This window comes from Paenibacillus spongiae, assembly GCF_024734895.1.
GTDB lineage: Bacteria > Bacillota > Bacilli > Paenibacillales > Paenibacillaceae > Paenibacillus_Z > Paenibacillus_Z spongiae.
On sequence record NZ_CP091430.1, the window covers coordinates 1,068,110 to 1,091,205 of the forward strand.

Consider the following 23,096-nt stretch of genomic DNA (forward strand, 5'->3'; position numbering starts at 1 on the left):
AACTGGGAACAGAATGTATGTTTGCCATTATGAATTCATAGCGGGAGGAGAACAAGGTGCCGGCATACTCCTTTAACCCTTCGGAATTTCCGAATAAACCCGGCTGTTATCTGATGAAGAACGCGGAAGGCCGAATACTCTACGTGGGCAAATCCAAAGCTTTGCGCAATCGGCTCCGCTCCTACTTCAGCGGCCGGGTGACACATAAGCGGATTGCGCTTCTGGTGGAGGAGATTGCCGCGATAGAAGTCATCGTCGTGAATAACGAGCACGAAAGCCTGCTGCTGGAGAATAATTTAATTAAGATGCATAAGCCGCCTTATAACCGGGCCTTGAAGAAGGACAACAGCGGCTATGCCTATTTGAAAATGACGGACGAGCGACTCCCGAGGCTGGATGTGTATTACCGCGACAGACGGGGGACGGGACAAGCCTCCGAAGGCTGGCTGATTGCCCATGGAGCCGGGCAGGAGAGCGCTGCAGCGGAGGACGGTGCGCAAGCGGCAGCATCCGCCGAGCTATCGCTATCTGCCGGGCAAGCCGCTGCAGCGGCCGAGGCTGCTGCTTCGAATTCGCGGGAGAAGCGGTTCGGGCCATTCGCAAGCGCGAGGTTTCGCGACGCGCTGCTTACGTTCGTAACGGATCATTACCGGCTGCGTACCTGTACAACGATGCCCAAGAAGGTTTGTCTGCTCTACCATCTGGGACGGTGCAGCGGTGTTTGCGAGGGGTTGATCTCCGAGGAGGATTACCGGGAGACGGCGCGTCAAGCGGCCGCGCTGCTCGACCATCGCGGGGAGAAGCTGATCGGGGCGATGTATGCCCAGATGGAAAGTTATGCGGAGAAGCTGTTATTCGAGAGGGCGGGCAGCATGCTTCGGCATATACGGATCTTGGAACGCATGCCGGACAAGCAGATTGTCGACCGTGAATCCAATGTCAACCAGGATGTCGTCTATTTTGGCGAAAACAAGGTGCTTGTGGGGAGCGTGCATCAGGGGATGCTTCGTCATGTCGAGCTGCTCGATTGGGAGAGGACGGAGGACGGCGGAGCATGCGACCGGTTCTTGATCGGGCGTTACCGCCATAACAGACCGGATGAAATCATCGTGAACGAAATCGGCGACCGCAAGGCGGTTATGGCCGCTCTTCGCAATCGGCGAAAGGCTCCGGTAACGGTCACGCTGCCGAAGCGCGGATTGAAATACGAGCTGCTGAGCCTGTGCAAGGCGAACTACGAGCTGAGATTGGACCGGCAGCGGCATGCTGAAGAAGCCGGAAGACCGGCGCCGGTCTAATCCTGCTTCTTCTTGATCCATTTTCGATACATCTGCAAGCTGTCGCGCAAGTACTGCGATTCGTCCTCGGTCAGACGCTCCCGCAGAAGCTCATTGCCCGAACGGTCTTGAGGCGATTTGTATGCATCGCTGCGGCCGATGAGCTCGTCCAGACTCACGCCGAATAGATCGGCGATGCGGACGATGGTGTTCAGGTCCGGTTCGTTAATATCGTTCTCATATTGGGATATGGTCGATTTGGCCATTTGCAGAAAATCTGCTAGCTGCTCCTGGGTCATCTCATGGCTCTTGCGCAGCTGACGCAGCTGTTTACCGATCATGCTATCATCTCTTCTGGTCCGATAATGGTTGATTGCTTCTTCTTTGATTGTACACGGCTTCCGGAAGCGAAGAAGCCAACTGAACGGTTAGTTCACGATACATGTTATTATTAGTTGAATATCGGGGGAATAAACGGTAAAATAAGTTCATGATTCATGAACGATAATTACTGAATGAAGGAGAGGCAATTGTGATTGCAACAACAATCGACCCGTATATCATCCTGATTGCGGGTCCGCTTGCTATTATTATACTGCTCTCACTGCACTTCAGATGGCGCGCAAGGGTTCGCAGCGTTCGATATTGGCTTGAAGAAGCGGAGCATCGGCTTGAAGAAGCTGAAAACCTGCTGCCGGATATAGAGGGGATGGCAACGATCGCTGCAGCGGCTTATTGCCTGAGCAAGCAAGGCGTCCATAAGGATTATCGGTTCGGCAACGAACCGCTGACGGTTCATGTCGGGGGCAAAATATTCGCATTCATCGGATCCAGCAGCCTTCTGCTAAAGTGCGATTCTGGCTTGGCCAAGCAGCTTAGGCAGCGGTATGATGCGGTTACTCCCGGATACCATCTTGACTCCACGCACTGGAATACGGTACGCTGCGACGGCTCGATTCCGGAAGAGGAGTTAAGAGGAATGATTGACCATGCTTACGAGCTGGCTTGCAGGGAGCGGCCGAAGGAGCAGCGGGACCGGAAGTGCGAGTGAACGATAAAGAGAGGAGCCTTACCGGCATGGAGATTTTAACGGAATATTGTTCGTGCAAGCCCGGAGCGGAGCAGACGTATCCGTTCGGGCCGCAGCCGCTGGTGATGAAGGTCGGGGGGAAGATGTTCGCGCTGATTAGCCCGGATCACATCTCCTTGAAATGCGATCCGGTCATTGCCGAGAATTTGCGCGAGCAGCATGCGGCCGTAACGCCAGGCTATCATCTGAACAAGAAGCATTGGAACACGGTTCATGTGGACGGGGCTTTGGCTCTTGATGAGCTGACGGATATGATCGACCATTCCTACGAGCTTGTGTTCAAGAGTCTCCCGAAGACGGTGCGCAATCGGCTAGAGCAAGCTTCCGGTAACGAATGAACGGAAGAGTGGTGCAGCGGGCGCATCAGGATGATGAAGGCTGAAGCTGCGCCAGACGTTAGCATGAGAGATTGAATGACGCTATTACGGACACCAGCCCGGAGGCTGGGAGCAAATGGCGGCGGCAAAGGCAGGATCGTCTCGGGCCAGATCGGAGAAATAGCTGCTGAGCATGTGATTGCCTCCAACCGAGCCTTTGCGGAAGCTGCGCTGCACATCGCCTTTGACGTGCAAATAATAATACGATTTATCCGTGTTCGGCGACTGATAGACGAGCGGCGGCAGATAAGGCACGACATCGAAGTCATTCTGAACGCGGACATGAATCGGCACGATTGCGTTATAATTACGGACAAATTTCGGATCGCCGACCCGCGGCGACGCATACGTATACACGATCAGCTGGTCATGAGACCGGTTCGACGCGACGTCGCAAGCCGCCAGCGTTGCAAGCGCTCCTCCCAAGCTGTGACCGGTGATGAATAAAGGCTTATCGTTAGGCAGCGCATCGAGCAGCTTGAAGATTCGCTCGCGCGCCGACAGATAGATGTCGGTGAACCCGCGATGGGTTAGACCGCCGCCGCGTACCGGCTTGAAGGGCGTCTGCTGGGCAATCAGATCGGATACCCATTCGACGGCCGAGCCTGTTCCGCGGAAGGCCAGGATAGCCGACCGGTCCGATTCCAGCACGAAGCCGAATGGCACTCTCGCACCGTCGTAGGCCGTCGCGGTGAACGTGCCGACGGTGCGGTACCCTTGGGGCACGAGAAACCACTGTTCGGCGGATTCGTATTGCGTATAGGTTTGCCCGCAGACGGCTGCTAGAAATAGGGCCGTCCGGATGTCCATCGTATTCGGTTGATCCATAAGGGCTGCCTCCTAAAGAGCGGTCTACTCCAATATATGCGGGAATAGGCCGTTGTGCTTTAGGCATATGGCTCGAAATCTGGGCATATAGCCTAGAACCATCAGGGATTGTTAGGCTCTTGTCAGGATATTCTCATACATGAAAAACGGCAGCCTTCCGAATTGCCGGAAGGCTGCCGTTTACTTATTCGGCCGTTCTTATGCCCCTGTGTTCCCTGGTTATAAGGATGAGTCTCGGCGTCCTGTAATAAGAGAGACGATGAACAGAATCAAGAACACGAAGAACAGAATTTTGGCGATGCCCGCGGCTGCGCCAACAATGCCTCCGAACCCGAATACAGCTGCAACAATGGCGATAATAAAGAAAATAGCTGCCCATCGTAACATAACGATCACCAGACCTTTCGATTGGGGATAGAACGATTCGCCAGGCGGCAGAAGGTGATGATTTCTCCGGCTGTGAGACGTTCCGTCCTTGCTTGTTCGGACTTTAACCGTTCCGGGAGCGCCTTGAAACAACGATTCAAAACGCCTTCAGGCGGGTAACGAATACAGAACCTGCAAGATTCGTTAAACAAGATGGAGGGCTGCCGATGTTGTTTGAAATAGCGATGCTTATCATTGGATTATCCGTAGCCGCGTTAGTCGTATTCCTGATCCAGACGCTCAAGAAGATGCAAACCTCGCTCGACGCAGCAACCCGAACGATGACCGAGGTGCAGCAGGTGGTGCAAACGGTGAAAGGCGATGTCGGGGAAATCGTCAACAGCGCCAAACGCATCGCCGATCAAGCCGAAGGGAAGCTGACGGCAATCGACCCGCTCGTGGAGACCGTTCGCGAAACAGGCGAGGTGTTGCATGAAGTCGCCAGCGTCGCGCATAACTTCTCTTCGCTTTGGACCGATCGGCTGAAGCGCCGCGCGGAAGCGGCTGCCGCGAAGCAGCAGGCGAAGGATGCGCGTGAACAAGCGGCTTCCGCAAGCATGCAAGCTTACGCAGCAGACGATATGCCGGAGATCGGCATGGGTGCGGGTCATGACCGCTTGCAAGTTCCGCATCACAATACCGTAGAACCGGAGCACGCGGGTAAGACTGGCTTTTCTCCGTCTTGGCTCGATTGGATGGAGACCGGCGTGAGAGTGGCGCGCGTAATTGCGAATCAGCGCTAGCGAAAGGCGGGCGCGGCAAGGTAATATAGGAGAAGAATTCATGAAATGATGATGTCAAAAGAAGATCGCATGGCTAGGAGATGGAAGATGCGTATTGCAGTCGTGGATGATAACCCCATGAATGTTACCGTCGTGCAGGAAATATTGAAACGGGCCGGTTATACCGATATTGTCGCCGCATCGTCCGGAGTCGAGCTGTTCGGACAGCTCGGATTGACGAGTCAAGGCGCGGAGTCGGAAGGAGGCCCTGCTCCACACGGCAATGTCGACCTTATCTTGATGGATATGATGATGCCGGGGATTGACGGAATCTCCGCATGCCGTGCCATTTCACAGTCCGCACGGCTGCGGGACATCCCGATCATCATGGTAACGGCGATCGGCGATTCGAAGAAGCTGGCCGAAGCGCTCGATGCGGGCGCTATCGACTATGTTACGAAGCCGATCAATCGAATCGAGCTGTTGGCGCGTATTCGCGTCGCGCTTCGGCTTAAGGAGCAGAAGGATTGGCATAAGGAGCGCGACCGCCGCGTCCGGGAGGAGCTTCAGCTTGCCCGTGAGGTGCAGAGCGCCGTTCTGCCGCAGTCGGTCGAGGATGAGGGTATCCGCATCAATGCCGTGTACCGTCCGTCGGAGGAGCTGTCGGGCGATCTGTATGCCTGGCACCGGATCGACGATCACCGTTATGGCGTTGCCGTCATTGATGCGATGGGACATGGCATATCGTCTTCGCTGGTGTGTATGTTCATCGCCTCGGTATTGAAGGAAGCCATGACCAAGATGGTGGATCCGAAGCGTGTGGTCCGTGAGCTGAACCGCCGCTCCCAGCAGCTGCAGTTTGCCGATCAGCTGATTCAGTACTACTTTACGGGCTTGTATATGGTCGTCGATCTGGAGAAAGGCACGATCGACTATGTCAATGCGGGCCATCCGCCGGGCATGCTTATCCGGGAGGACGAAGGCGTCGTTGCATTCGAACGGGGCGGAGTTGCGATTGGCCTGTTCGATGACATTGCCGTAGAGAAGCATACGCTGAATATTCGCTCTGGCGACCGGATCGTGCTGATCACAGACGGGATACTGGATCTGGTCGGTACCGAGGATGAAGACCAGATGCTGCGGCTTACGGAGGCATTGCGGCCGTTCGGCAGCAGCTTGCCGCAGGAAGAACTAGAGGCGTCGCTGTTTCGCGAGGATAATTCGAACCGGCAGGACGACCGGTGTCTGGTCATGATCGACATTCGATAGATGGAACGAATGAATAGGATACAAGCCGCTGCGCAGGCAGAATGTTCTTCCGATCGCTGTTGTTCCCGGACTTCCTGGAATGATATCTATAGGTTGGAATCCGGGAACAAAGGCGACCGCTAACGCTTCTTCAGAATCATTCTTCCTGCTCCGCTCGTCGTATCTTCATTCGTTCCAGCCATACCGCTTTCTTGCAAGTAATGAAAAAGGGAAATGCCACCCGGGATGAAGCCGTTTCGCTTCGTGGTCATCCGGGAGGTGCATTTCCCTTTTTGCGCTTATTCGGAGAGGGCTCCGTCCGGTTCGATCCGCCTCGGCCGCTGCGGCGGCGCTTCTTCGAAGGCAAGGCCGAGGCGGCATGCGCCTGCTTCCCCTTGAGCAGATCGCCCGTCCAGCCCTTATTCCACAGCCACCAGTAGATGATGAGCGTGGCGACAATAACGACCAGACACATGGCCACGAATCCCCATGGTTCCATGGTCCATGGAAGCCGGGTGAAATTCATTCCCCACAGCGCCCCTACGACGGTTGCCGGCGTGAATAAGGCGGTGAATATCGTGAGCGTCTTCATGATGTCATTGCCCCGGAAGGTAGAGATCGCGTCGTCCATCGTGAGCAGCGTATCGATCTCCATCGCATAATGCACGAGGAGCGATTCGATGCGGTCGAGCTTATGTTCGATGCGTTTGAAATCTTCTTGATTACTCAGCGTTTCCAGAAAAGCTTCCTTGGCCGCTCCTTGAATTTCGCGGATCGGTATAAACAGATGATTCCAATGGAGCAGATCGTAGCGCCGTTCGAATATCGTGTTCATCAGCCCGGTCCGGTTGCGGTACCGCATAATCTCTTCCAGCTCGCCAAGCCGCTTCTCGAAGCCGTCTAAGCCGGCATGAAAGTTCTCCAAGATACAGCTGATCATGATGAAGAACGCTTCCGGCGACGATTGGCAGCGGTCCAGCTTCTCCTTCCAGGGATCGGCCTGGAGGCGGACGGACAGCCTCAGATCGGTCTGGAGCGTCACAAGCTTCTTGCGGGTCATCCAGAAGTGAAGCGGGATAATATCCTGCTGGTCATTCGAAGCTTGGAAGAGCAGTGTCCCGTACATCACGGGTTCTCCGCCGGGAAGCTCCGAGACCGATATATGATTGTGATTGCAGTCCTCGGACTCATGAAGCCAATGGATAAGCTCGGGATGAGCTCTCTTGAAGGCATCGCGTACTTCGGACGGGTCTTGTGGAATATCGATGTCCTCGCCGCCGGTTGATTCGTTCGCGGCATGCTGGAGAGGCGTTGCGATTTCGTTCATCCGATAGCCGGTCTGCGCATGGGCAGCGGGAGGCTGCGAATTAGCGGCCGATTGTCGGCGGCGGCCTAAACGGATTGGTTCCGGCCGTTGGTTATGGAGCACGTGCCACTCCCATTGGGAAGGAAACCGCAGCATCCGGTGCATCATATCGTCGGTCCTCCTGATCTACTTACACTCGGGGGGTTGTTCATTGCTACCATCATAACGCGAACACGGTTCTTGCACAACCTGGGCCGCATAGGAAAAGCACGCCTTGCCCGGATAGATCCGAACTGGACGTGCTCATGTCACAGCTAGTATACATCTTCTTCGCCGTCATGGCTCTCGCTTAGCAGCTGCTTCAGCTTCTCGATCGCCCGTCGTTGAATACGGGAAATACTCATCTGCGAGACGCCCAGATTATCGGCGATCGTCCGCTGTGGAAGCCCTTCCTGATAAACAAGGAGAAGGACCTGCTGCTCCTGCGGCTTCAGCTTGGACATAGCGGCTTGAAGATCCAGCTTCTTGTCGACCGTCTCAAAATCATCGGCGGGAGAGCCGATCAGATCGCCCAAGGTCGTCGTATTCTCTTCCTCGGAGATCGGCGTGTCGAGCGAAACGTAATGATACAGCTCGCGTCCTGCCAAAATCTCGGTCGTTTCCTCGACGGAGAGCTCCATGTAAGCGGCGATTTCTTCTACGCGGGGCGACCGTTCGAGCTGGACCGTCAGGTCGTCGACCGCTTGCTGGACGGCAATTCCCTTCTCCTTGATGCGGCGCGGCACCTGAACATACCAGGATTTATCCCGCAAATAGTTTTTCATATGACCGATGATGCTCTTCATGGCATAGGGTTCGAATTGAACGCCTAAATTGGTATCGAATTGCCGGAATAGGCGGATGAGCGCAATCTGACCCACTTGCATCAGATCTTCATACAAATCAGGGCGATTACGCGAAATTTTACCGGCCGCCATTCGGACCATCGGCTCATATTGCTCGATTAGCAGGGCAGCCGTATCGTTGTTGGGGTTATTCTGGTAGATCAGAATAAGCTCCGCATTCGATGCCGGGGACTGCTTGGCCGGTTGTACATTCATGCCATCTCACCACTTCGGACCAGACGTTTGGTTAAGACCACTTCAGTCCCTATATCGCTGTTGACTTGAACCTGGTCCATAAGAGCCTGCATCAAATAAAGCCCGAGTCCTCCTGCCTGCAGCTCGTCGACCGACTTGCCGTGCAGCGGCTCGGCCTTGCGGGCTGCAGCCGCAGCGTCGAAGCTGCGGCCGTCGTCCTTGACGATAATGGAGAGCGCGTCGGCCTGCTTGACAAAACGAACCTCGATCCGGGGCTCGACCTCCAGCGCGGATGTGGTTGAACCATGAGGCAAATCTCCGTAAGCGTACAACACAGCGTTATTGCAAGCTTCGGATACAGCGACCTTCATGTCTTCGATTTCTTCATATGAAAATCCGATTTTGACGGCTAGCCCATAGAGCGTGAGCCGAACCAAATCGATATATTCTGCGGATGCCGGGACCTGCAGCAATACGACCTCTTCATTTTCCTTCATGGCGTAGTCTCGTTCCTTTCTTCGTCAAAATCAGGCTTGCTGCTTCAGCAAAAAGTTTGTAATGCCCGTCATATCGAACAGCTTGCGAATATTCGGCGGGATGGCTTCTACGGCGAATGGGGCGTTGTTGGCATGCCGTGCCTTCAAGATAGAAACGAGGATGCCTATGCCGGTACTGTCCACATACCGCAGATCGCGCAGATTAATAATGAGCTCGCGGTCGGATAATTCGACGAGGGTCGTCATTGCGGCCCGCATCTGAGCGGCCGATTCCAAATCGAGCTCGCCTCCGACATACACGATGCATTTACCTTCTTTATTCTCTGTTCGCAAAAATAATTTATCGGTTTGCTTCATGACGTCCTCTCCCGTTTCTAAAAAGTAATTGCGAGGTCAATTAAGAAAGTTCATGCAGGTTCTCTGATATCGTTATTTACCCACAGCCAATCGGATTGAAACAAGGATAGGAACCAGGGCGGATGCGGAAATTATTGTACCCGATTTAATCTTCCATTAACAGGGTATACCAACCTTACACGGCGCTTTCGGACCTCTTGCGGACCGAAGGATTGGACATGTGCGCTTATCGAACAGGAGGCGATTCAAGATGGCATACAAGCTGGGGTTATTCAGGCATCAGCAGCAGGTGATCGATGCGGTGCAGGAGCTGGAGAAGGAAGGGTTCACGAAGCGCGAGCTGCAGGTGTTTGTCAAAGGCAGCGAGCACTCTCGGCGCATTGAAGCGGAGACCGGGGTGGATGCGGACGAATTGAACGAAATGACGGATATGAGGGGCGATGGCGGCATCGTCGTGGTTCCGGCCGGTATCGCAAGCGGAAGCGGCCCGGCGGCGGGAGGCTTCACGGGGACGGCCTTTGGAGACCGCGCAGCCGGCATAGTGGCAGGCGATATCTGGGGGGACGGCAGTGCGATGGGGGAAGCGCTGCGCTGGCTGGGTCTGGACGACGACGACGCGAAGGAGTGCCGTAACGCCATTGCCGAAGGCTGGCTTGTCCTGATGGTTGAGACCAGCGAAGACCGCTCGGACGGCGGACCGGACCTCGGTCCGGCAGGCCCTGCCGAGGCCGTATTCCGGCGCTGCGGAGCTGAACGTATCCTGGGGTAGCAGCGGGAACATGGCACTGCGCATACCAGCTCTATAAGGGCGGCCTCGCATTTGTGCGCAGAGCTTACGGACATAGGTTGCGTGATTGGAAGCATTCGCGCCGTATTCTGTGGACTGCGGACATGAGTTCCGTTATTGGCTACAGACGAAACCGGACATTGATGCTCATATAACGGCTTTCATGTCCGCAGGCACGCACAGAAGCCGCGTGAAATCTGAAATAACGGAACCATTGTCCGTCCGCACATATGTCGGTCGCTTGCAACGTTGACAGCATGAAAGCAGGAAGAAAGAGGACAGCCGTTCGTCAAGCGGCTGTCCTCTTCGTATTCGTAAGCCTCTTATGCCGATCCCGATTTAACGCCCTTTATTGTCGATAAAGGATAGAATCGGGCGAAGCGACTGGGGTGCCGTGCGGTCGATAAGGTCGCCTTCCCGATGCAAACGGCTCATAATGTTAAGCAGGTTATAGTCGGTTATGGCTGCATTGCGCCTAACCTCTTCCCAGAAGAGAGGCGTAGAGACAGTAGCACCGATACGCGCTCTCGGTGAGTAGGGGGCGACGATCGTTTTTCCCTGATAGTGCTGCAAATAGTCGATGTAGATCAAGTCCCCGCGGTTTTTCTTCAGTCTCTCGATCGTGAATAGCCCCGGATGCTTATCCGACAAGTATTTGCCCACGAACTCGCCGATCCGCCGCAGCTCATCGAAGGTCAGGTCGGGAATGAGCGGCACGATCACTTGGACGCCGGTGGCTCCCGACGTCTTGGGAACGGATTGAATGCCCAGCGAGTGCAGCAGATCGCCCACCAGCGACGCCGCTTCCATAATACGAGGTTCTTCCTCGAGGGAAGGATCCAGATCCAGCACCCATTCGGTTGGATGGGCGGGATCGCTTATCCGGTCGAACGAAGCATGAAACTCCAACGAGGCGAGATTGCCCAGCCATAATAGCGTCGGCAGTGAATCCGGCTTTACATAGGAAATATTGTCATGCTCCGAAACGTGAACAAAATCCGGTGCGGGCTGCGGACAGTTCTTCTGATAGAACGATTTGCCGTGCACGCCGTCCGGAAACCGGATCGTAGTCAAATAACGGTCCTGGCAGTGCTTCATCAGCCAAGGGGAAAGCGCGGTCAGCTGCTGCAGGAAGATGGCTTTCGTAATGCCCATTTCGGGCCAGAGAAGCTTGTTCGGGTTGCTGATGACCAGTTCCTGTCCTTCAACGACGATGGTGCCCTTCACGCTCCGGCTCATGGCAGATCCTCCTTCGGCAGCCGCATTACCTTCTCCCGATTCTGGCTGGCCGGCAATGACGGGGAAGGGGGAAGTGAATTAACTAAACGTGCATTCTTGTGGGGGAACATCCAAGAAAGCTTGAATCGTCGGCTGTCGCAGCGTTTTATTGGAAGTCCATTCCATATAGTTTATTTTGACCGTCAGCCGCGGTTCTATCCATATAGCGTCTTTGTAACGTTCCGGCTTGTTTGCGAAAGGCATGGAACGAACCGTCATTGTCGTTATCAGCTGCGTCAATGTCCGCCAGTCATTCATCGTTAATTTTCCTGAACCGGCATGCCCGATGTACCAGAAGCGTCCTGCGTCATCATACAGGCCCAATAGCAACGCATTAACAATGCCATCCCGTAAGGTTACGCCGCCGACAACCGCGATTAGATCCTGAACATTTTTTTTCTTCATCCAGCGCTTGTCTTTGCCGTCGATGGAATAGGTGCTGTTCAGATCCTTGATCACAATGCCTTCAAGCCTATGCTGCTCTGCAACCCGGTATAGACCGGCAATGTCGCTATAGCTTGGAACGACCTGCACCTGCACATTCGGACGAATAATGCTGCTCAGCAGCGTTTGGCGGTCCCGAAGCTTCTTGTCCTTAACCCATACGCCGTTAAGATAAATCAAATCAAAGATCATGTATGTAATGGGAACAGTACCTTTCTGCTCTTGAATCCGCTGCGCGCTTCTTAAGCTGTCCCGTTTCATGACCTCATGAAAGGAAGGGCTGCCATTCTCGAAAGCGATCACTTCACCGTCAAGAATGAAAGAGTCTGCGCTGCAATAGGACTCGGCCTGCAGCAATTCGGGATACTGCAATGTTCGTTCATTCAGCCTTCGGTTAAATAGCTTCGTACGTTCGCCGTCAAAATAACTTAATATTCGGACGCCATCCCATTTAATTTGGGCCGTCCATTGATCTCCCTTGGGAAATTCACTTGCAGCAACAGGTTCAAAAGGAATGATAGGTTCCAGCTTCATCATTGCATTCTCCTAATGAAGGACTTCTTACAAGTGTAGACAAGGAAAGCTGTTAAAATACCGGACAAGCTGACGAAAAGCCGGCTTCAACATGCTGCGCATTCATGAAACTAAACTATTCGGTTCGGGCCTGCAGAAGACCAATATGGAGAAAATGATAAGATTCTAATTTTTGAGAGGAAGGAAAATGATGAGAAAAAAAGAATAATACTACACGATGTAATATAAAAAGGAGCTTTGCCGAATTTTCTGTGTGAAAAGCGGGGGAACCACTTTGGTGAATTAATTCCAGCTATCCAAGGAATTATAGGGAACCTTCAACCGAGCCATCAGCTAACCTCGTAGGCATCGAAGGGAGAACAAGTTGAAGAAGACGATTATAGCGATAGTAGGGGCGCTGGCCGTATTCACATCGGGCGCCGGCAGTGTATATGCAGATCAGCCGAAGCTGACCGCATCCGTCAATGAAGTCGTAGGTACGCCATACAAATGGGGAGGTACGACGACGGACGGCTTCGATTGCTCGGGCTTCATCCTGCACATTTTCAAACAGTTCGATGTGAAGCTTCCGAGAACGTCGAAGACCCAGGCGAATACCGGAGAAAAGGTGGAGAAGGACGATCTCCGTCCCGGCGATCTCGTTTTCTTCAATACGGATGGCAAAGGAATCTCGCATGCGGGCATCTACGTCGGAGACGGGAATTTTGCCCATTCTTCCAGCAGCAAAGGGGTGCGCATAAGCGGGCTGTCGGATTCCTATTATAAGAAAAGATATGTCACGGCCCGCCGTGTCGTATCGGAACAAGTCTATAAAAGCATGATGAATAGTATCCATTAAACTGCAGGTCGGGATAGGTTTGGATCCGCAACAAAGACGGACGCTGGTGCAGCAGCGTCCGGAATAAGAAACGCGGCTGGACAGGTTGAGGGCTGTCCAGCCGCGTTTCATGCATGTTAAAGGCTCAGGCGGGCAACTTCGTGCTCAGCCCCATCCTGTCTCATGGAATTTCACATGTATATTGACGTAAGATACGGACAACAACTACAATTCGTTGTATACATGCGAGCGAAGATACTCAATCTGTGACATATCGAAGCAGGAATAGGGGGGCTGAAAGTGAAGGTTCAGCGGATGAAACTAAGTGAAGAAGGCTTGAACCGTTTCTTCGGGTCGCTTGAAGCCCAAATTATGGAGATCGTATGGGGCCGCGGAGAGGTCACGATCAAGGAAGTCCAGGCATCGCTTGATGAAGAGCTTTCCTTCAATACGGTAATGACGGTATTGAATCGCCTTTCCGATAAAGGACATTTGAAGAAAACGATAACCGGCAAAGGAAGAAATAGATTGAGCTCCTTCCAGCCGGTCCAGAGCAAGGAAGAGTTTATTCAAGAGCAGACACGTGCCGTTACGGAGGGGCTTGTTCACGAGTACGGACCGATCGTTCTGAATCATCTATTCAACGCTGTCGAGCAGGCGGACCCCAAACTGATGGATTTATTGGAGGCCCGACTAGAAGAGTGGAAGCGTGGCAAATCATGAGATTCCAGAAGCATCGCCTCGTATTTGTGAGCATGATGGCCATCAGCGCGTTTGTCTGGCTTCAGATGGCGATCTATCTTCTCCATGAGGTGTTTGGACTCCGGCCCAAATGGAATCTATTGCAATACTGCGTCGCCGCGGTAAGCGAACAGACGGTGCTGAATCAAATCGTGCTAATCGGATTGAATGGCATCATGGCCTACAGCATAGGAATGATCATATGGTTCATCGGTCAGCAGGCTGTCATGGAGAGAAGATGGCTGGCAAGGATGAAGATGAATCGCCATAACCGCTTGTCCAAGCAGTTGAACCGGAAGTACCGCTCGCTCGGCTATGAAATCACGGTAATCCGCCATGATTCCATGCTGGCGCTGACCTTTGGGTTTATCCGGCCGAGAATCCTAGTATCGACCGCGCTGCTCTCCAATTTTACGGAACGTGAAATGGATGCCATTGTACTCCACGAGGTCAGTCATTGCCGCAATTACGATCCTCTCCGGTTGTTATTGGTGAAGATGATGAAGGACAGCTTGCCGTTCATTCCGGTCTTACATCGCATGTCGCATTATATCGAGGTATGGGTAGAGCTGGAGGCGGACCGTTACGCGATTGAACAGATGAAATCGCCGATCGATCTGGCGAACGTGCTGCTGCGGTACTCTCGATTTAGCCAAAGAAGCCTCGTCGGCGTCGGGTTCGCCGATGAAGCGATCAATTACCGCCTGCAGCAGCTGATCGAGCCCAAAAGTAAAATCCGCGTCCCGATCTTGAATATCATTCCGTTATCGATATCCTCGCTCATGATCTTTATCATTAGCAATATTTTTGTAAGCGGCTGCGCATAGCCGCTTTCTTCGCGGTCATTACACTACTTAGTGTAGTTAAATGGCAGGCTGATCTCTCATGCTGAAGGCGGAGCTTCCTGATTACAAAACGGACGGTTTCGGAGGGACTATCGTATCCCAGCCTGTTCCTGCTACTATGAAATAAAGGAGATATCTCATGAATGCTGCTGATCTAACGCTGTGGATCGTATTCGGCGCCGGATTTCTTTCGTTCATTTCGCCTTGCTGTCTGCCGCTCTATCCTTCGTTCCTGTCTTATATTACAGGCGTATCGGTCGAGGATTTGAAGGAAAGCGGCGGCATGGTTCAGAAGCAAGCTTTATTGCATACGGTTTTCTTCATTATCGGGTTTTCCATCATCTTCTTTGCGTTGGGATTATCGGCCAGTCTGGTCGGGGGTCTCTTCTCGGAGAACCAGGACTTAATACGGCAGCTTGGCGGTATTATGGTCGCCGTGTTCGGAATGGTCATGATGGGCATCATTACGCCGAAGCTATTCATGAAAAATATCCGTTTCGAATGGAAACGCAGACCGGTAGGCTATCTGGGATCCGTTCTGGTCGGAATCACCTACGCGGCTGGGTGGACGCCATGCGTCGGGCCTATATTGGCTGCAGTGTTGGCTCTGGGAGTAAGCAATCCGAGCCAAGCGATGATCTATACCGCATCATACACGATCGGTTTTGCCATTCCGTTCTTCATCATGGCCTTCTTCATTGGAAAGATGAAATGGATGCTCAACTATTCGAACCGCATGATGAAGATCGGGGGAGCGTTAATGATCTTGACCGGAGTCTTGCTCTATACCGATAAAATGACGGACATTACGATCTTCTTCATTCAGATTTACGGCGGGTTTACAGGATTCTAGGAGGGGGACGGTTATGTACGCATTCTTAAGCGAGCTCAGCTCCTACTTAAGCGAGCCTTTCCTGGGTGCGACGGAATCCAATATTGCGTTTGTCGCCGCTCTGTTTCTCGGATTTGTCGGAGCGGTAGCTCCCTGTCAAATCTCAGCGAACGCTGCGGCTATCACGTATTTCGGCAATCGTTACGTCCAATTCAAACAATCTTGGCCCGAAATCGCAATGTATCTTCTAGGGAAAATCGTATTGTTCAGCTTGTTCGGCGTTTTGTTCTGGTTATTCGGACAGCAGCTGTCACGGGATTTCATTCCGCTATTTGCATTTGCAAGAAAGCTGCTGGGACCGTTACTTGTGATCATCGGATTATTTTTGCTCGGGTGGCTGCGCCTGCCTTTTCAGCTTGGTGCCCGTGTGACGGGCGCCCTGCATAATGCCGCCGGCCGAGCGGGAGGCAAAGTCGGCGCTTTTGTGATGGGATTTGCCTTCTCGATCGGCTTCTGTCCGACCATGTTCCTGTTGTTCTTCGGTTCGCTAATGCCCTTGGCCATGCAGTCTTCATACGGCAGCGTACTTCCTTCCATATTTGCAATCGGGACGGCAATGCCTTTCTTGTTGTTGGCTGGATTTGCCGCCGGTCTGACGCTGGATCGGATTATAGTGAAGAGAGTGAAGCAGTGGGGGATCCGGATTCAGAAGCTTGCGGGTGCGGCACTTCTGCTGCTCGGCATCAGTGACACGGTTACCTATTGGACCCTATATTGATATTGAGGCGGGAGGGCGGTCGCGATGCTGCATCTGATTGCGCTGGCGACGATGGCTATCGATCATATAGGCATCGTGTTTTTCGGCGATTACGCCATATTCCGGATTATTGGCCGAATCGCATTTCCGCTGTATTGCTGGTTTCTCGTACAAGGTTATCTGCTGACGAAAAATGTAAAAAGGTATTTGCTCCGGCTGTTGGGGCTCGCTTGCCTCTCGCAAATTCCTTATATGCTTGCGCTGCAGCAATGGGAATTAAACGTTATTTTTACGCTGATCATCTCTCTTATATGCTTATATGTACTGGATCTCAGGATAGAGAGTATCTATAAAACGCTTCTTATCATCGGCGCCGCACTCTTCCTGATGGGTGTCCCGATCGATTACGGTCTCTACGGGCTGATGCTGGTGCTCGGATTCCGATACTTGAAGGGGTTTCAAATCATTATCGGCCATACAATTATTAATGTATCTTTCTTATTTGAATATGGCCTGGGATCCAGCATTCAGCTCTACAGCATTCTGGGGACGCTGCTCATCTACATTAGCCAATCCTTCAAAGGGATGAATATGAATCGGGTGCTCAGGTGGATTTACCGCGGGTTTTATCCTGCACATCTGGCATTGATTTATATCCTTCAGGCATGGATGGACTAGACATGAGAAGGGGAACGGAGCATGCTCCGTTCCCCCTCAGCCGTTATAAGGCTTATTCCGGTTTATTGCCGGCCTTCGGATCCGCTACGAAATCGGTTTTGAAATCCGTATATTCCAGCTTCGTCACCATGCCGGCCGAAGCATGATGAAGATCGTGGCAGTGGAACATCCAATTGCCTTCGTTATCCGCTTGGAAGGCGATCACATATTCTTCGCCGGGCTTCAGATTGATCGTATCCTTGATGACCGGCGAGCCTTCCAGCGGCTTGCCGTCTTTGCTCAACACTTGAAAGAAGTGTCCGTGTAGATGCATCGGATGATCGTCGGTCTTGGAATTATTGATGAGGCGGACCTTGACGGTATCGCCTTTCTTGACGTTGAGCTTATCGGTATTCGGAAATGTCTTTCCGTTGATCGTATAGACCGTGCTGCCGCTCTCCTTCTTCGTATTCAAATCCATCGTATATTCCATCGTATACTTCTGATCTAGCGTAAACGCGCTCTTGCCCGATTGACCGTACTTGCTGAGATCTACCGCCGTCAGCTTGGCTCTCTCATTCGGTTTGTCGGAGCCGGCGTCCGCCCCTTCGTAAGCGATGACGGCCTTCATGCCTTTGACGGCTTCCGAATCGCCATGCTCCTCGATCAGCCATTGGCCGGGATTGTTCGCTTCAAACTCAATATCGTACCTTTCCCCCGGCGCGATCGTCACAATGTTGTCTTCCAGAATGCCGGGCTGATTCAAAGGCTGGCCGTCGGATGCCGTAATCTTAAACTTGTGCCCGTGCAGGTGAATGCGATGGGACATGAAACCGGCATTGACGAGACGAAGCCGCACCTTGTCTCCTTCCTTCACAGCCAGCTGTTCGACAAGGGAGCCGGATTTGCCGTTGATCGTATACAGGTCGTACATACTCATATCATGTTCCATTTCCATTCCCGCGGACTTCGAATCATTGGTGCTGGCGCCGGCCGCGCTGTCGTCTCCGCCCATATCCATCTGGCTATGGTCCATTTCGGACATATCGGACATATCGGACTTTTCCATCTGGCTATGGTCCATTTCGGACATATTGGACATATCCATATCCATATCCGCCATGCTCATCCCGGAGCTGATCCATTCGTCCAGCACCAGCGTATAGTCGCGATCGACCTTGGTTTCATCCTTTCCCTCTACGATGAACGATCCGTATAAACCGCGGTCCACTTGATTGACGCCGTCCTGATGGGAATGATACCAATACGTCCCGGGGACATCGGCAGTGAATTTATAAGTGAACGATTTCCCCGGTTGTACGGCATTCTGCGTTACACCCGGGATTCCATCCATCGCATTCGGTACCGGAATGCCATGCCAGTGGATCGTAACCGGGTCAGGCAGCTCGTTCTTCAGATGGATGGTAACGTCTTCGCCTTGTTTTACGCGGATTTCCGGGCCTGGAACGGAATTGTTGAACGTCCAGACCGGCAGCGTTTTTCCCGGTGCGATTTCCTGGCTGCTCGCTGCCGCCGTGAGGGTAAATTCTTTGCCGGTCAATTTAGCGGTCTTGACTGTGGTATTCGACGTTTCCTGCTTGCCTGACGTTGAGCCGTCATTCATATTCATGGTTGAATGGTCCATGCCGTCCATCGAGTTGCCGTTCATGCATCCCGTTAACAATATGGCGAATGCACCGATCATGGCCGCTGTCGTTTTCAGCTTCCAGCCTTGTTTCATAATAGGATCCACTCCTTTGATTTTAACGTCTACATGGCTAGGTTAACCTAAAGATGTGTAGAAGCTGTGAGTATCCAGCCTGCAATGGACTCGAGTTGTGAATGAAAAGTGAACTTTAGCCATCCTCGATAATTTTAGTTGACGTACAGACAGCAAGTGACTACAATTCGTAGTGTGATAAACGAACTACATGAAGTAGTATTTAATATTCGGTGGATATTATTCCAAATCTCTATATTAATCCGAAAGGACGGAGCTCTGTTGCCATCGGGGTATATGATTCTCGTTCAAGAAGTGATTCTATTGGCGCAAATGGATGCAACGAAAAAATGCAGCAGAAGGGGACCCAGCTACGAGGCCAAAGAAGAAGCGCTGCACTTTCTTCAAACGGAATGGTTCGAGATGCTGTGCATGTCCATCGATCTGGATCCACATGCGGTAAGAGAAGCGATCATCGCGCGCAATGACGATGTGGCTGGCCGGCACAACAGCTGCTTATCACGGGCATAACTATGAGTTTACCGGCACAGATGCCTATTCAGAGCATAAACGGTAAGATTGCCGGCTGCTTTGAGATATAAAATTCAATAGACGAAAGGATGTACGTATGCGTAATTTCAAGTGGATTGGACTACCGGCGCTGGCCGTACTGTTTCTGGTCATCGGAATTGTTCTTGCTGTTCAACAATCCGGCGAGGAAGAGGATCCGGACGGCATGCTGACGCATATTCATGGACTCGGGTATTCGTCCGACGGCAAACAAGTTTGGGTTCCGGCCCATGACGGGATCCGTGTTTTTGAAGGCGGCGAATGGAGCGTTCCAAATGGCGACAAGCATGATTACATGGGCTTCGTAGTTGTCGATAACGGCTTTTACAGCAGCGGACACCCTGCACCCGATTCAGATATGAGCAATCCGATGGGGATTGTCAAAACGAGCGGGATTGAAGATCCGCTTCAGACGCTGGGGCTTTCAGGGGTATCCGATTTTCATCTCATGAGTATCGGTTACACGACTCATACGATTTACGTTATGAATGAAGGGCCGAATAACAAAATGCCTTCGGCAGGACTGTATTATAGCGATGATGATGCCGTGAGTTGGAGCGAGGGGGAGCTTGATGGCTTGCAGGGTGAAGCGAGTGCCATTGCAGCTCATCCGACAAAGCCCGGCGTTGTCGCCATTGGAACCAACCTCGGCGTATTTGTCTCACGGGATTACGGACAAAGCTTTGAAAGCATGCTTCCCGGTCTGCAGGTTACAGCGCTGCATTTTAGCCCGGACGGGCAGCTGTATGTTGGGGGAATTAACGCGGCGAATGTGCTCATAAAGTTTGACGTGGATGCAAGGACAGAAACTATGATCCGTACGCCGGAAATTCCCGCAGACGATGCGATCTCGTATATCGCCCAGAATCCTGCGGACGGGAACGAGGTCGTCGTGACGACATTCTCCAAGATGATCTATTTGACCAAAGATGGCGGGGGAAAATGGTCCACGATTGCGGATCAAGGCAATACGAGCAATGAAGCTTAGTTAGCATCGGCCGATCCGCGGCTGTAAGACCGAAAAACGGTCTTACAACAGGGCGCTCGCCGCGGGCGGAGTCTGTAACGCCGTTTTTGGTCGTTACAGCGCCCGAATGAGGAGCCTGCGTCTCCGATCCATGGCTGTAAGACACCTGGAGAGCAAGCGGCCGTCTGACGGATCCCGACAGGCCGCAATAAACCCAAACTAAAAAGGCTGAACAGGGTTGGAGATCCTGTTCAGCCTTTTTTTACACAGCGCCCCGCTGATTACGAGACCGATTCTTTCTTGCCTCCGCTCTTCGTTTTGCGGGACCGGGCAGCTTTGGGCGGTGCACCATCCGGGTCGGAAGAGCCCGCCGCTGGGGCGTCGCCTCCAGCTTCCTGCGGACTTCCGGCTGCAGGACTGCCGCCGGCTGCACCGGTATCCAGGCTTCCAGGCGCTTCAGGCGAGACACGGACCGCCTCGAGGCTTGCTTGGAGGGCGGCCATCAGGTCAAGCACGTTCGTCCGCTGCACTTCAGGAGCGACCTTAATTTCTTCGCCGGCAATTTTATGCTGAATGAGATCGAGCAGACGGCCGCGATAATCATCCGTATATTTGTCCGGCTCGAACGGTGTGGACAGCTGCTCGATAAGCATCCGCGCCATAGTCAGCTCTTTATCGTTAACGGTAACGGATTCCGGCAAGCCGGGCACCTGCTGAACGGGGCGGATCTCATCCGGATAGAAGATCGTCTCCATCGCCAGGCAGTCGTCGATTACCCTGATCGCTGCCAGCGAGCTCTTGGAGCGGATCGATATCTTGGCAATACCGATCCGGCCGGATTGGCGCATAGCCTCAAGCAGCAAATTATAGGCATTGCCGCCTGCCTGATCGGGAGAGAGGTAGTATGTTTTCTGAAAATAAATCGGGTCGATTTCGTTCAAATCGACGAAATCCAAAATCCGAATCGTTTTCGTGGCATCGTCAGTCAGCTGCTCAAGCTCATCTTTTTCGAACAGCACGAAGTGGCCTTTCTCATATTCATAGCCTTTGATGATGGCATCCCAATCGATCTCGGTTTCGCAGGTTTGACATTTGCGGACATAAGATACAGGGCTCCCGCAATCGCGGTGAATGAGCCGCATGGAGATATCTTTATCCTCCGTAGCGGAGAACATCTTGACCGGCACATGGACAAGTCCGAAGCTGATAGCTCCTTTCCAAACGGTATGCATCATTGATTCCTCCTAAATTGGTCGCGTAAAGACGAAAAGGCGTATCAGTACCAAGTTATGCTACTAGGGTTCCCCGAATGCATGAAACTCAATCAAGTCGGGCATATTTTCGTAAGAAACCTTATTTTTTGACCAGCAGGAGGAGGGATATTCATGGTAGGAGGCAATTCCCCGACGGGTTCGAGCGATGATGTCATGAATGAAGACCGCGACGATTGTTTCATGGATATCGACCGGATGATCAACGAAGGGCTGGGAGGCGGTCAAGTTACGCTTCACAACGGCTTGATAGCCGAATCGGCGACCGATACGATGGAGCAGGAAGAACGGGATAATTTGAATGGATGACGATGGGTTGCCCGCACCAAGCTGCAGCCCGAACCTCAGCATAAACGTGAAAGTTAATTAACGCCGCTTCAGCACACCGCCCCCCGCCATTTCCTCACAGGGGGCGGCTATTTTCATTACACAATCCTGCAGGCATATCCATGCTGAACTATTCGGTGTTTGAATATGTGTTCCTCCTCGTCGTACTGGCGAGGAAGGATGAATATAATGGAAGGAAGCTGAGGCCGAATATTGGGCTCAGCTATTTTTTTTATAGCCCCTTTATCGTATTACATTGCTAAAATGAAAATATGAAAAGAGGTGAAATAGTAAGTTAAATGAGGGATAATGATCGACATCATGGTATTTTACTTTAAAAATGACGGAAAAACCGATATAATGAAATTATTAGCGATAAAACTGGGGGGAACATATGGGTAAACATCATCATCATAAGTTGACGAAGATGGAGCTGCTGCGCCGTATCATTTTTATAACGTTGGGTGCGCTGCTCATGTCTGTAGCGTTGGAAATTTTTCTTGTCCCGAATAATATTATCGATGGCGGCATTGTAGGGATCTCCATTATCGTCTCGCATTTAACGGGTCTTCCGCTGGGCATCTTTTTATTCTTACTTAATGTTCCTTTCTTGATTGTCGGGTATAAGCAAATTGGAAAAACCTTCGCCATATCCACCCTGTACGGAGTCACGGTACTGTCGATCGGAACGACATTGCTGCATCCAGTGGATCCGCTTACATACAGCACGTTCCTTGCTCCTGTCGTGGGAGGGGTGCTACTGGGCATTGGCGTCGGACTGGTCATCCGGTTCGGAGGTTCGCTTGACGGCACGGAAATCGTGGCCATTCTATTAAGCAAGAAGATGCCCTTCTCCGTCGGCGAAGTGGTTATGTTTATGAATCTGTTTATTCTCGGAAGCGCAGGCTTCGTCTTCTCGTGGGACAGCGCCATGTACTCGCTTATCGCCTATTACATCGCCTTCAAGATGATCGACATCACCATCGAAGGGTTCGATGAGTCGAAATCCGTATGGATCATCAGCGAGGAAGCGAGAGAAATCGGCGATGCGATTATGAGCCGGCTGGGTCGCGGCGTTACTTATTTACACGGAGAAGGCGGCTTTACAGGAGGATCCAAACGCGTCATCTTCTGCGTGATCACACGTCTGGAGGAAGCAAAGCTGAAGTCGATCGTGCAGGAGCTCGATCCGGTCGCGTTTCTGGCTGTCGGCAACATTCACGATGTGAAGGGCGGCCGCTTCAAGAAGCGGGATATTCACTAGCTTTGATGCGATTATATATAGATGGGCAGGGCTGCGCATTTGCGGGGGTCCTGCCTTTTGTTTTGTTCGCGGAGAGGC

General features: G+C 52.4%; 28 protein-coding genes and 1 riboswitch. Of the genes, 16 read left to right on the top strand and 12 right to left on the bottom strand.

Features of this window, described 5'->3' with window-relative positions; translation table 11 throughout:
- The first annotated feature begins 56 nt into the window (after positions 1–56).
- The gene (locus L1F29_RS04615; RefSeq protein WP_258387195.1) at positions 57–1,298 is read left to right on the top strand and encodes a GIY-YIG nuclease family protein; all 1,242 of its coding nucleotides are present in this window, start codon (positions 57–59) and stop codon (positions 1,296–1,298) included.
- Here the strand turns inward: L1F29_RS04615 and L1F29_RS04620 are convergent.
- The gene (locus L1F29_RS04620; protein WP_258387196.1) at positions 1,295–1,618 is read right to left on the bottom strand and encodes a helix-turn-helix domain-containing protein; all 324 of its coding nucleotides are present in this window, start codon (positions 1,616–1,618) and stop codon (positions 1,295–1,297) included. The genes L1F29_RS04615 and L1F29_RS04620 overlap by 4 nt on opposite strands.
- A 191-nt stretch (positions 1,619–1,809) precedes the next feature.
- Here L1F29_RS04620 and L1F29_RS04625 point away from each other — a divergent pair, with 191 nt between their 5' ends.
- Together L1F29_RS04625 and L1F29_RS04630 are read left to right on the top strand one after the other, a co-directional pair.
- The gene (locus tag L1F29_RS04625) at positions 1,810–2,328 is read left to right on the top strand and encodes an MmcQ/YjbR family DNA-binding protein (RefSeq protein ID WP_258387197.1); all 519 of its coding nucleotides are present in this window, start codon (positions 1,810–1,812) and stop codon (positions 2,326–2,328) included.
- A 26-nt stretch (positions 2,329–2,354) separates the two neighbouring features.
- Positions 2,355–2,705, top strand: a complete 351-nt coding sequence (locus tag L1F29_RS04630) for an MmcQ/YjbR family DNA-binding protein (protein WP_258387198.1) — start codon at positions 2,355–2,357, stop codon at positions 2,703–2,705.
- Between the two features lie 84 nt (positions 2,706–2,789).
- Here the strand turns inward: L1F29_RS04630 and L1F29_RS04635 are convergent, their stop codons facing one another.
- Together L1F29_RS04635 and L1F29_RS04640 are read right to left on the bottom strand one after the other, a co-directional pair.
- Entirely contained in the window at positions 2,790–3,572 is a 783-nt protein-coding gene (locus L1F29_RS04635; RefSeq protein ID WP_258387199.1) for a lipase family protein, read from the bottom strand.
- A 219-nt stretch (positions 3,573–3,791) separates the two neighbouring features.
- The gene (locus tag L1F29_RS04640) at positions 3,792–3,959 is read right to left on the bottom strand and encodes a DUF1328 domain-containing protein (protein WP_258389607.1); all 168 of its coding nucleotides are present in this window, start codon (positions 3,957–3,959) and stop codon (positions 3,792–3,794) included.
- A gap of 206 nt (positions 3,960–4,165) precedes the next feature.
- Between L1F29_RS04640 and L1F29_RS04645 the strand changes: the two genes are divergently transcribed.
- Together L1F29_RS04645 and L1F29_RS04650 are read left to right on the top strand one after the other, a co-directional pair.
- Positions 4,166–4,741, top strand: coding sequence for a DUF948 domain-containing protein (locus L1F29_RS04645; RefSeq protein ID WP_258387200.1), 576 nt, complete (start codon positions 4,166–4,168; stop codon positions 4,739–4,741).
- Between the two features lie 87 nt (positions 4,742–4,828).
- Positions 4,829–5,989, top strand: a complete 1,161-nt coding sequence (locus L1F29_RS04650; protein ID WP_258387201.1) for a PP2C family protein-serine/threonine phosphatase — start codon at positions 4,829–4,831, stop codon at positions 5,987–5,989.
- A 119-nt stretch (positions 5,990–6,108) separates the two neighbouring features.
- Here L1F29_RS04650 and L1F29_RS04655 read toward each other — a convergent pair whose 3' ends face one another.
- From L1F29_RS04655 to L1F29_RS04675, 5 genes are all read right to left on the bottom strand, one after another.
- On the bottom strand, positions 6,109–6,240 hold the full coding sequence (locus L1F29_RS04655; RefSeq protein WP_258387202.1) for a hypothetical protein: 132 nt from the start codon (positions 6,238–6,240) through the stop codon (positions 6,109–6,111).
- Complete coding sequence (locus tag L1F29_RS04660; RefSeq protein ID WP_258387203.1) at positions 6,237–7,442, bottom strand: magnesium transporter CorA family protein; 1,206 nt, start codon at positions 7,440–7,442, stop codon at positions 6,237–6,239. The genes L1F29_RS04655 and L1F29_RS04660 overlap by 4 nt, the downstream gene beginning before the upstream one ends.
- Positions 7,443–7,588: 146 nt before the next feature.
- Positions 7,589–8,374, bottom strand: coding sequence for a sigma-70 family RNA polymerase sigma factor (locus L1F29_RS04665; protein ID WP_258387204.1), 786 nt, complete (start codon positions 8,372–8,374; stop codon positions 7,589–7,591).
- Positions 8,371–8,850, bottom strand: a complete 480-nt coding sequence (gene rsbW, locus L1F29_RS04670; RefSeq protein ID WP_258387205.1) for an anti-sigma B factor RsbW — start codon at positions 8,848–8,850, stop codon at positions 8,371–8,373. Before rsbW ends, L1F29_RS04665 begins: the two co-directional genes overlap by 4 nt.
- 30 nt (positions 8,851–8,880) lie before the next feature.
- A complete protein-coding gene (locus L1F29_RS04675; protein ID WP_258387206.1) occupies positions 8,881–9,207 on the bottom strand; it encodes an STAS domain-containing protein in 327 nt (108 codons plus the stop codon).
- A 250-nt stretch (positions 9,208–9,457) separates the two neighbouring features.
- On the opposite strand from L1F29_RS04675, the gene L1F29_RS04680 reads away from it, so the two are divergent.
- Complete coding sequence (locus tag L1F29_RS04680) at positions 9,458–9,976, top strand: general stress protein (RefSeq protein ID WP_258387207.1); 519 nt, start codon at positions 9,458–9,460, stop codon at positions 9,974–9,976.
- 357 nt (positions 9,977–10,333) lie between these two features.
- Here the strand turns inward: L1F29_RS04680 and ligD are convergent, their stop codons facing one another.
- Together ligD and L1F29_RS04690 are read right to left on the bottom strand one after the other, a co-directional pair.
- A complete protein-coding gene (gene ligD / locus L1F29_RS04685) occupies positions 10,334–11,233 on the bottom strand; it encodes a non-homologous end-joining DNA ligase (RefSeq protein WP_258387208.1) in 900 nt (299 codons plus the stop codon).
- Between the two features lie 78 nt (positions 11,234–11,311).
- Entirely contained in the window at positions 11,312–12,250 is a 939-nt protein-coding gene (locus L1F29_RS04690; protein WP_258387209.1) for an ATP-dependent DNA ligase, read from the bottom strand.
- A gap of 228 nt (positions 12,251–12,478) precedes the next feature.
- A riboswitch (cyclic di-AMP (ydaO/yuaA leader) is annotated at positions 12,479–12,613 on the top strand.
- Between the two features lies 1 nt (position 12,614).
- Between L1F29_RS04690 and L1F29_RS04695 the strand changes: the two genes are divergently transcribed.
- The 6 genes from L1F29_RS04695 to L1F29_RS04720 all read left to right on the top strand — a co-directional run bounded on the left by L1F29_RS04695 (position 12,615) and on the right by L1F29_RS04720 (position 16,920).
- Positions 12,615–13,088 carry a C40 family peptidase gene (locus L1F29_RS04695; RefSeq protein WP_258387210.1) on the top strand — a complete coding sequence of 158 codons (474 nt, stop codon included), beginning with the start codon at positions 12,615–12,617 and terminating at the stop codon, positions 13,086–13,088.
- A 279-nt stretch (positions 13,089–13,367) separates the two neighbouring features.
- On the top strand, positions 13,368–13,790 hold the full coding sequence (locus L1F29_RS04700; RefSeq protein ID WP_258387211.1) for a BlaI/MecI/CopY family transcriptional regulator: 423 nt from the start codon (positions 13,368–13,370) through the stop codon (positions 13,788–13,790).
- Positions 13,769–14,635: a M56 family metallopeptidase gene (locus tag L1F29_RS04705; protein WP_258387212.1), complete on the top strand. Its 867-nt coding sequence runs from the start codon at positions 13,769–13,771 to the stop codon at positions 14,633–14,635. Before L1F29_RS04700 ends, L1F29_RS04705 begins: the two co-directional genes overlap by 22 nt.
- A 157-nt stretch (positions 14,636–14,792) precedes the next feature.
- Positions 14,793–15,506: a cytochrome c biogenesis CcdA family protein gene (locus L1F29_RS04710; RefSeq protein WP_258387213.1), complete on the top strand. Its 714-nt coding sequence runs from the start codon at positions 14,793–14,795 to the stop codon at positions 15,504–15,506.
- A gap of 13 nt (positions 15,507–15,519) precedes the next feature.
- Positions 15,520–16,263, top strand: a complete 744-nt coding sequence (locus tag L1F29_RS04715; protein ID WP_258387214.1) for an urease accessory protein UreH domain-containing protein — start codon at positions 15,520–15,522, stop codon at positions 16,261–16,263.
- Positions 16,264–16,287: 24 nt separating this feature from the next.
- Positions 16,288–16,920 (top strand): TraX family protein, encoded by a 633-nt coding sequence (locus L1F29_RS04720; protein ID WP_258387215.1) that lies wholly within the window; start codon positions 16,288–16,290, stop codon positions 16,918–16,920.
- A gap of 52 nt (positions 16,921–16,972) precedes the next feature.
- Here L1F29_RS04720 and L1F29_RS04725 read toward each other — a convergent pair whose 3' ends face one another.
- Positions 16,973–18,640 carry a multicopper oxidase family protein gene (locus tag L1F29_RS04725; RefSeq protein ID WP_373876475.1) on the bottom strand — a complete coding sequence of 556 codons (1,668 nt, stop codon included), beginning with the start codon at positions 18,638–18,640 and terminating at the stop codon, positions 16,973–16,975.
- A gap of 261 nt (positions 18,641–18,901) precedes the next feature.
- On the opposite strand from L1F29_RS04725, the gene L1F29_RS04730 reads away from it, so the two are divergent.
- A complete protein-coding gene (locus L1F29_RS04730; protein ID WP_258387216.1) occupies positions 18,902–19,150 on the top strand; it encodes a hypothetical protein in 249 nt (82 codons plus the stop codon).
- 97 nt (positions 19,151–19,247) lie between these two features.
- Complete coding sequence (locus tag L1F29_RS04735; RefSeq protein WP_258387217.1) at positions 19,248–20,177, top strand: F510_1955 family glycosylhydrolase; 930 nt, start codon at positions 19,248–19,250, stop codon at positions 20,175–20,177.
- 260 nt (positions 20,178–20,437) lie between these two features.
- On the opposite strand, the gene ku is transcribed toward L1F29_RS04735, so the two are convergent.
- Entirely contained in the window at positions 20,438–21,388 is a 951-nt protein-coding gene (gene ku, locus L1F29_RS04740) for a non-homologous end joining protein Ku (protein ID WP_258389609.1), read from the bottom strand.
- Positions 21,389–21,541: 153 nt separating this feature from the next.
- Between ku and L1F29_RS04745 the strand changes: the two genes are divergently transcribed.
- Together L1F29_RS04745 and L1F29_RS04750 are read left to right on the top strand one after the other, a co-directional pair.
- Complete coding sequence (locus L1F29_RS04745) at positions 21,542–21,736, top strand: hypothetical protein (RefSeq protein WP_258387218.1); 195 nt, start codon at positions 21,542–21,544, stop codon at positions 21,734–21,736.
- A 412-nt stretch (positions 21,737–22,148) separates the two neighbouring features.
- On the top strand, positions 22,149–23,018 hold the full coding sequence (locus L1F29_RS04750; protein WP_258387219.1) for a YitT family protein: 870 nt from the start codon (positions 22,149–22,151) through the stop codon (positions 23,016–23,018).
- Positions 23,019–23,096 lie beyond the last annotated feature (78 nt).

Coding starts and splice junctions, on each gene's coding strand:
- L1F29_RS04720 (WP_258387215.1), top strand. CDS start 16,288: ATGCTGCATCTGATTGCGCTGGCGACGATGGCTATCGATCATATAGGC.
- L1F29_RS04745 (WP_258387218.1), top strand. CDS start 21,542: ATGGTAGGAGGCAATTCCCCGACGGGTTCGAGCGATGATGTCATGAAT.
- L1F29_RS04680 (WP_258387207.1), top strand. CDS start 9,458: ATGGCATACAAGCTGGGGTTATTCAGGCATCAGCAGCAGGTGATCGAT.
- rsbW (WP_258387205.1), bottom strand. CDS start 8,850: ATGAAGGAAAATGAAGAGGTCGTATTGCTGCAGGTCCCGGCATCCGCA.
- L1F29_RS04650 (WP_258387201.1), top strand. CDS start 4,829: ATGCGTATTGCAGTCGTGGATGATAACCCCATGAATGTTACCGTCGTG.
- ligD (WP_258387208.1), bottom strand. CDS start 11,233: ATGAGCCGGAGCGTGAAGGGCACCATCGTCGTTGAAGGACAGGAACTG.
- L1F29_RS04640 (WP_258389607.1), bottom strand. CDS start 3,959: ATGTTACGATGGGCAGCTATTTTCTTTATTATCGCCATTGTTGCAGCT.
- L1F29_RS04675 (WP_258387206.1), bottom strand. CDS start 9,207: ATGAAGCAAACCGATAAATTATTTTTGCGAACAGAGAATAAAGAAGGT.
- L1F29_RS04725 (WP_373876475.1), bottom strand. CDS start 18,640: ATGAAACAAGGCTGGAAGCTGAAAACGACAGCGGCCATGATCGGTGCA.
- L1F29_RS04690 (WP_258387209.1), bottom strand. CDS start 12,250: ATGAAGCTGGAACCTATCATTCCTTTTGAACCTGTTGCTGCAAGTGAA.
- L1F29_RS04710 (WP_258387213.1), top strand. CDS start 14,793: ATGAATGCTGCTGATCTAACGCTGTGGATCGTATTCGGCGCCGGATTT.
- L1F29_RS04665 (WP_258387204.1), bottom strand. CDS start 8,374: ATGAATGTACAACCGGCCAAGCAGTCCCCGGCATCGAATGCGGAGCTT.
- L1F29_RS04735 (WP_258387217.1), top strand. CDS start 19,248: ATGCGTAATTTCAAGTGGATTGGACTACCGGCGCTGGCCGTACTGTTT.
- L1F29_RS04655 (WP_258387202.1), bottom strand. CDS start 6,240: ATGACCACGAAGCGAAACGGCTTCATCCCGGGTGGCATTTCCCTTTTT.
- L1F29_RS04635 (WP_258387199.1), bottom strand. CDS start 3,572: ATGGATCAACCGAATACGATGGACATCCGGACGGCCCTATTTCTAGCA.
- L1F29_RS04660 (WP_258387203.1), bottom strand. CDS start 7,442: ATGATGCACCGGATGCTGCGGTTTCCTTCCCAATGGGAGTGGCACGTG.
- L1F29_RS04750 (WP_258387219.1), top strand. CDS start 22,149: ATGGGTAAACATCATCATCATAAGTTGACGAAGATGGAGCTGCTGCGC.
- L1F29_RS04630 (WP_258387198.1), top strand. CDS start 2,355: ATGGAGATTTTAACGGAATATTGTTCGTGCAAGCCCGGAGCGGAGCAG.
- ku (WP_258389609.1), bottom strand. CDS start 21,388: ATGCATACCGTTTGGAAAGGAGCTATCAGCTTCGGACTTGTCCATGTG.
- L1F29_RS04715 (WP_258387214.1), top strand. CDS start 15,520: ATGTACGCATTCTTAAGCGAGCTCAGCTCCTACTTAAGCGAGCCTTTC.
- L1F29_RS04645 (WP_258387200.1), top strand. CDS start 4,166: ATGTTGTTTGAAATAGCGATGCTTATCATTGGATTATCCGTAGCCGCG.
- L1F29_RS04620 (WP_258387196.1), bottom strand. CDS start 1,618: ATGATCGGTAAACAGCTGCGTCAGCTGCGCAAGAGCCATGAGATGACC.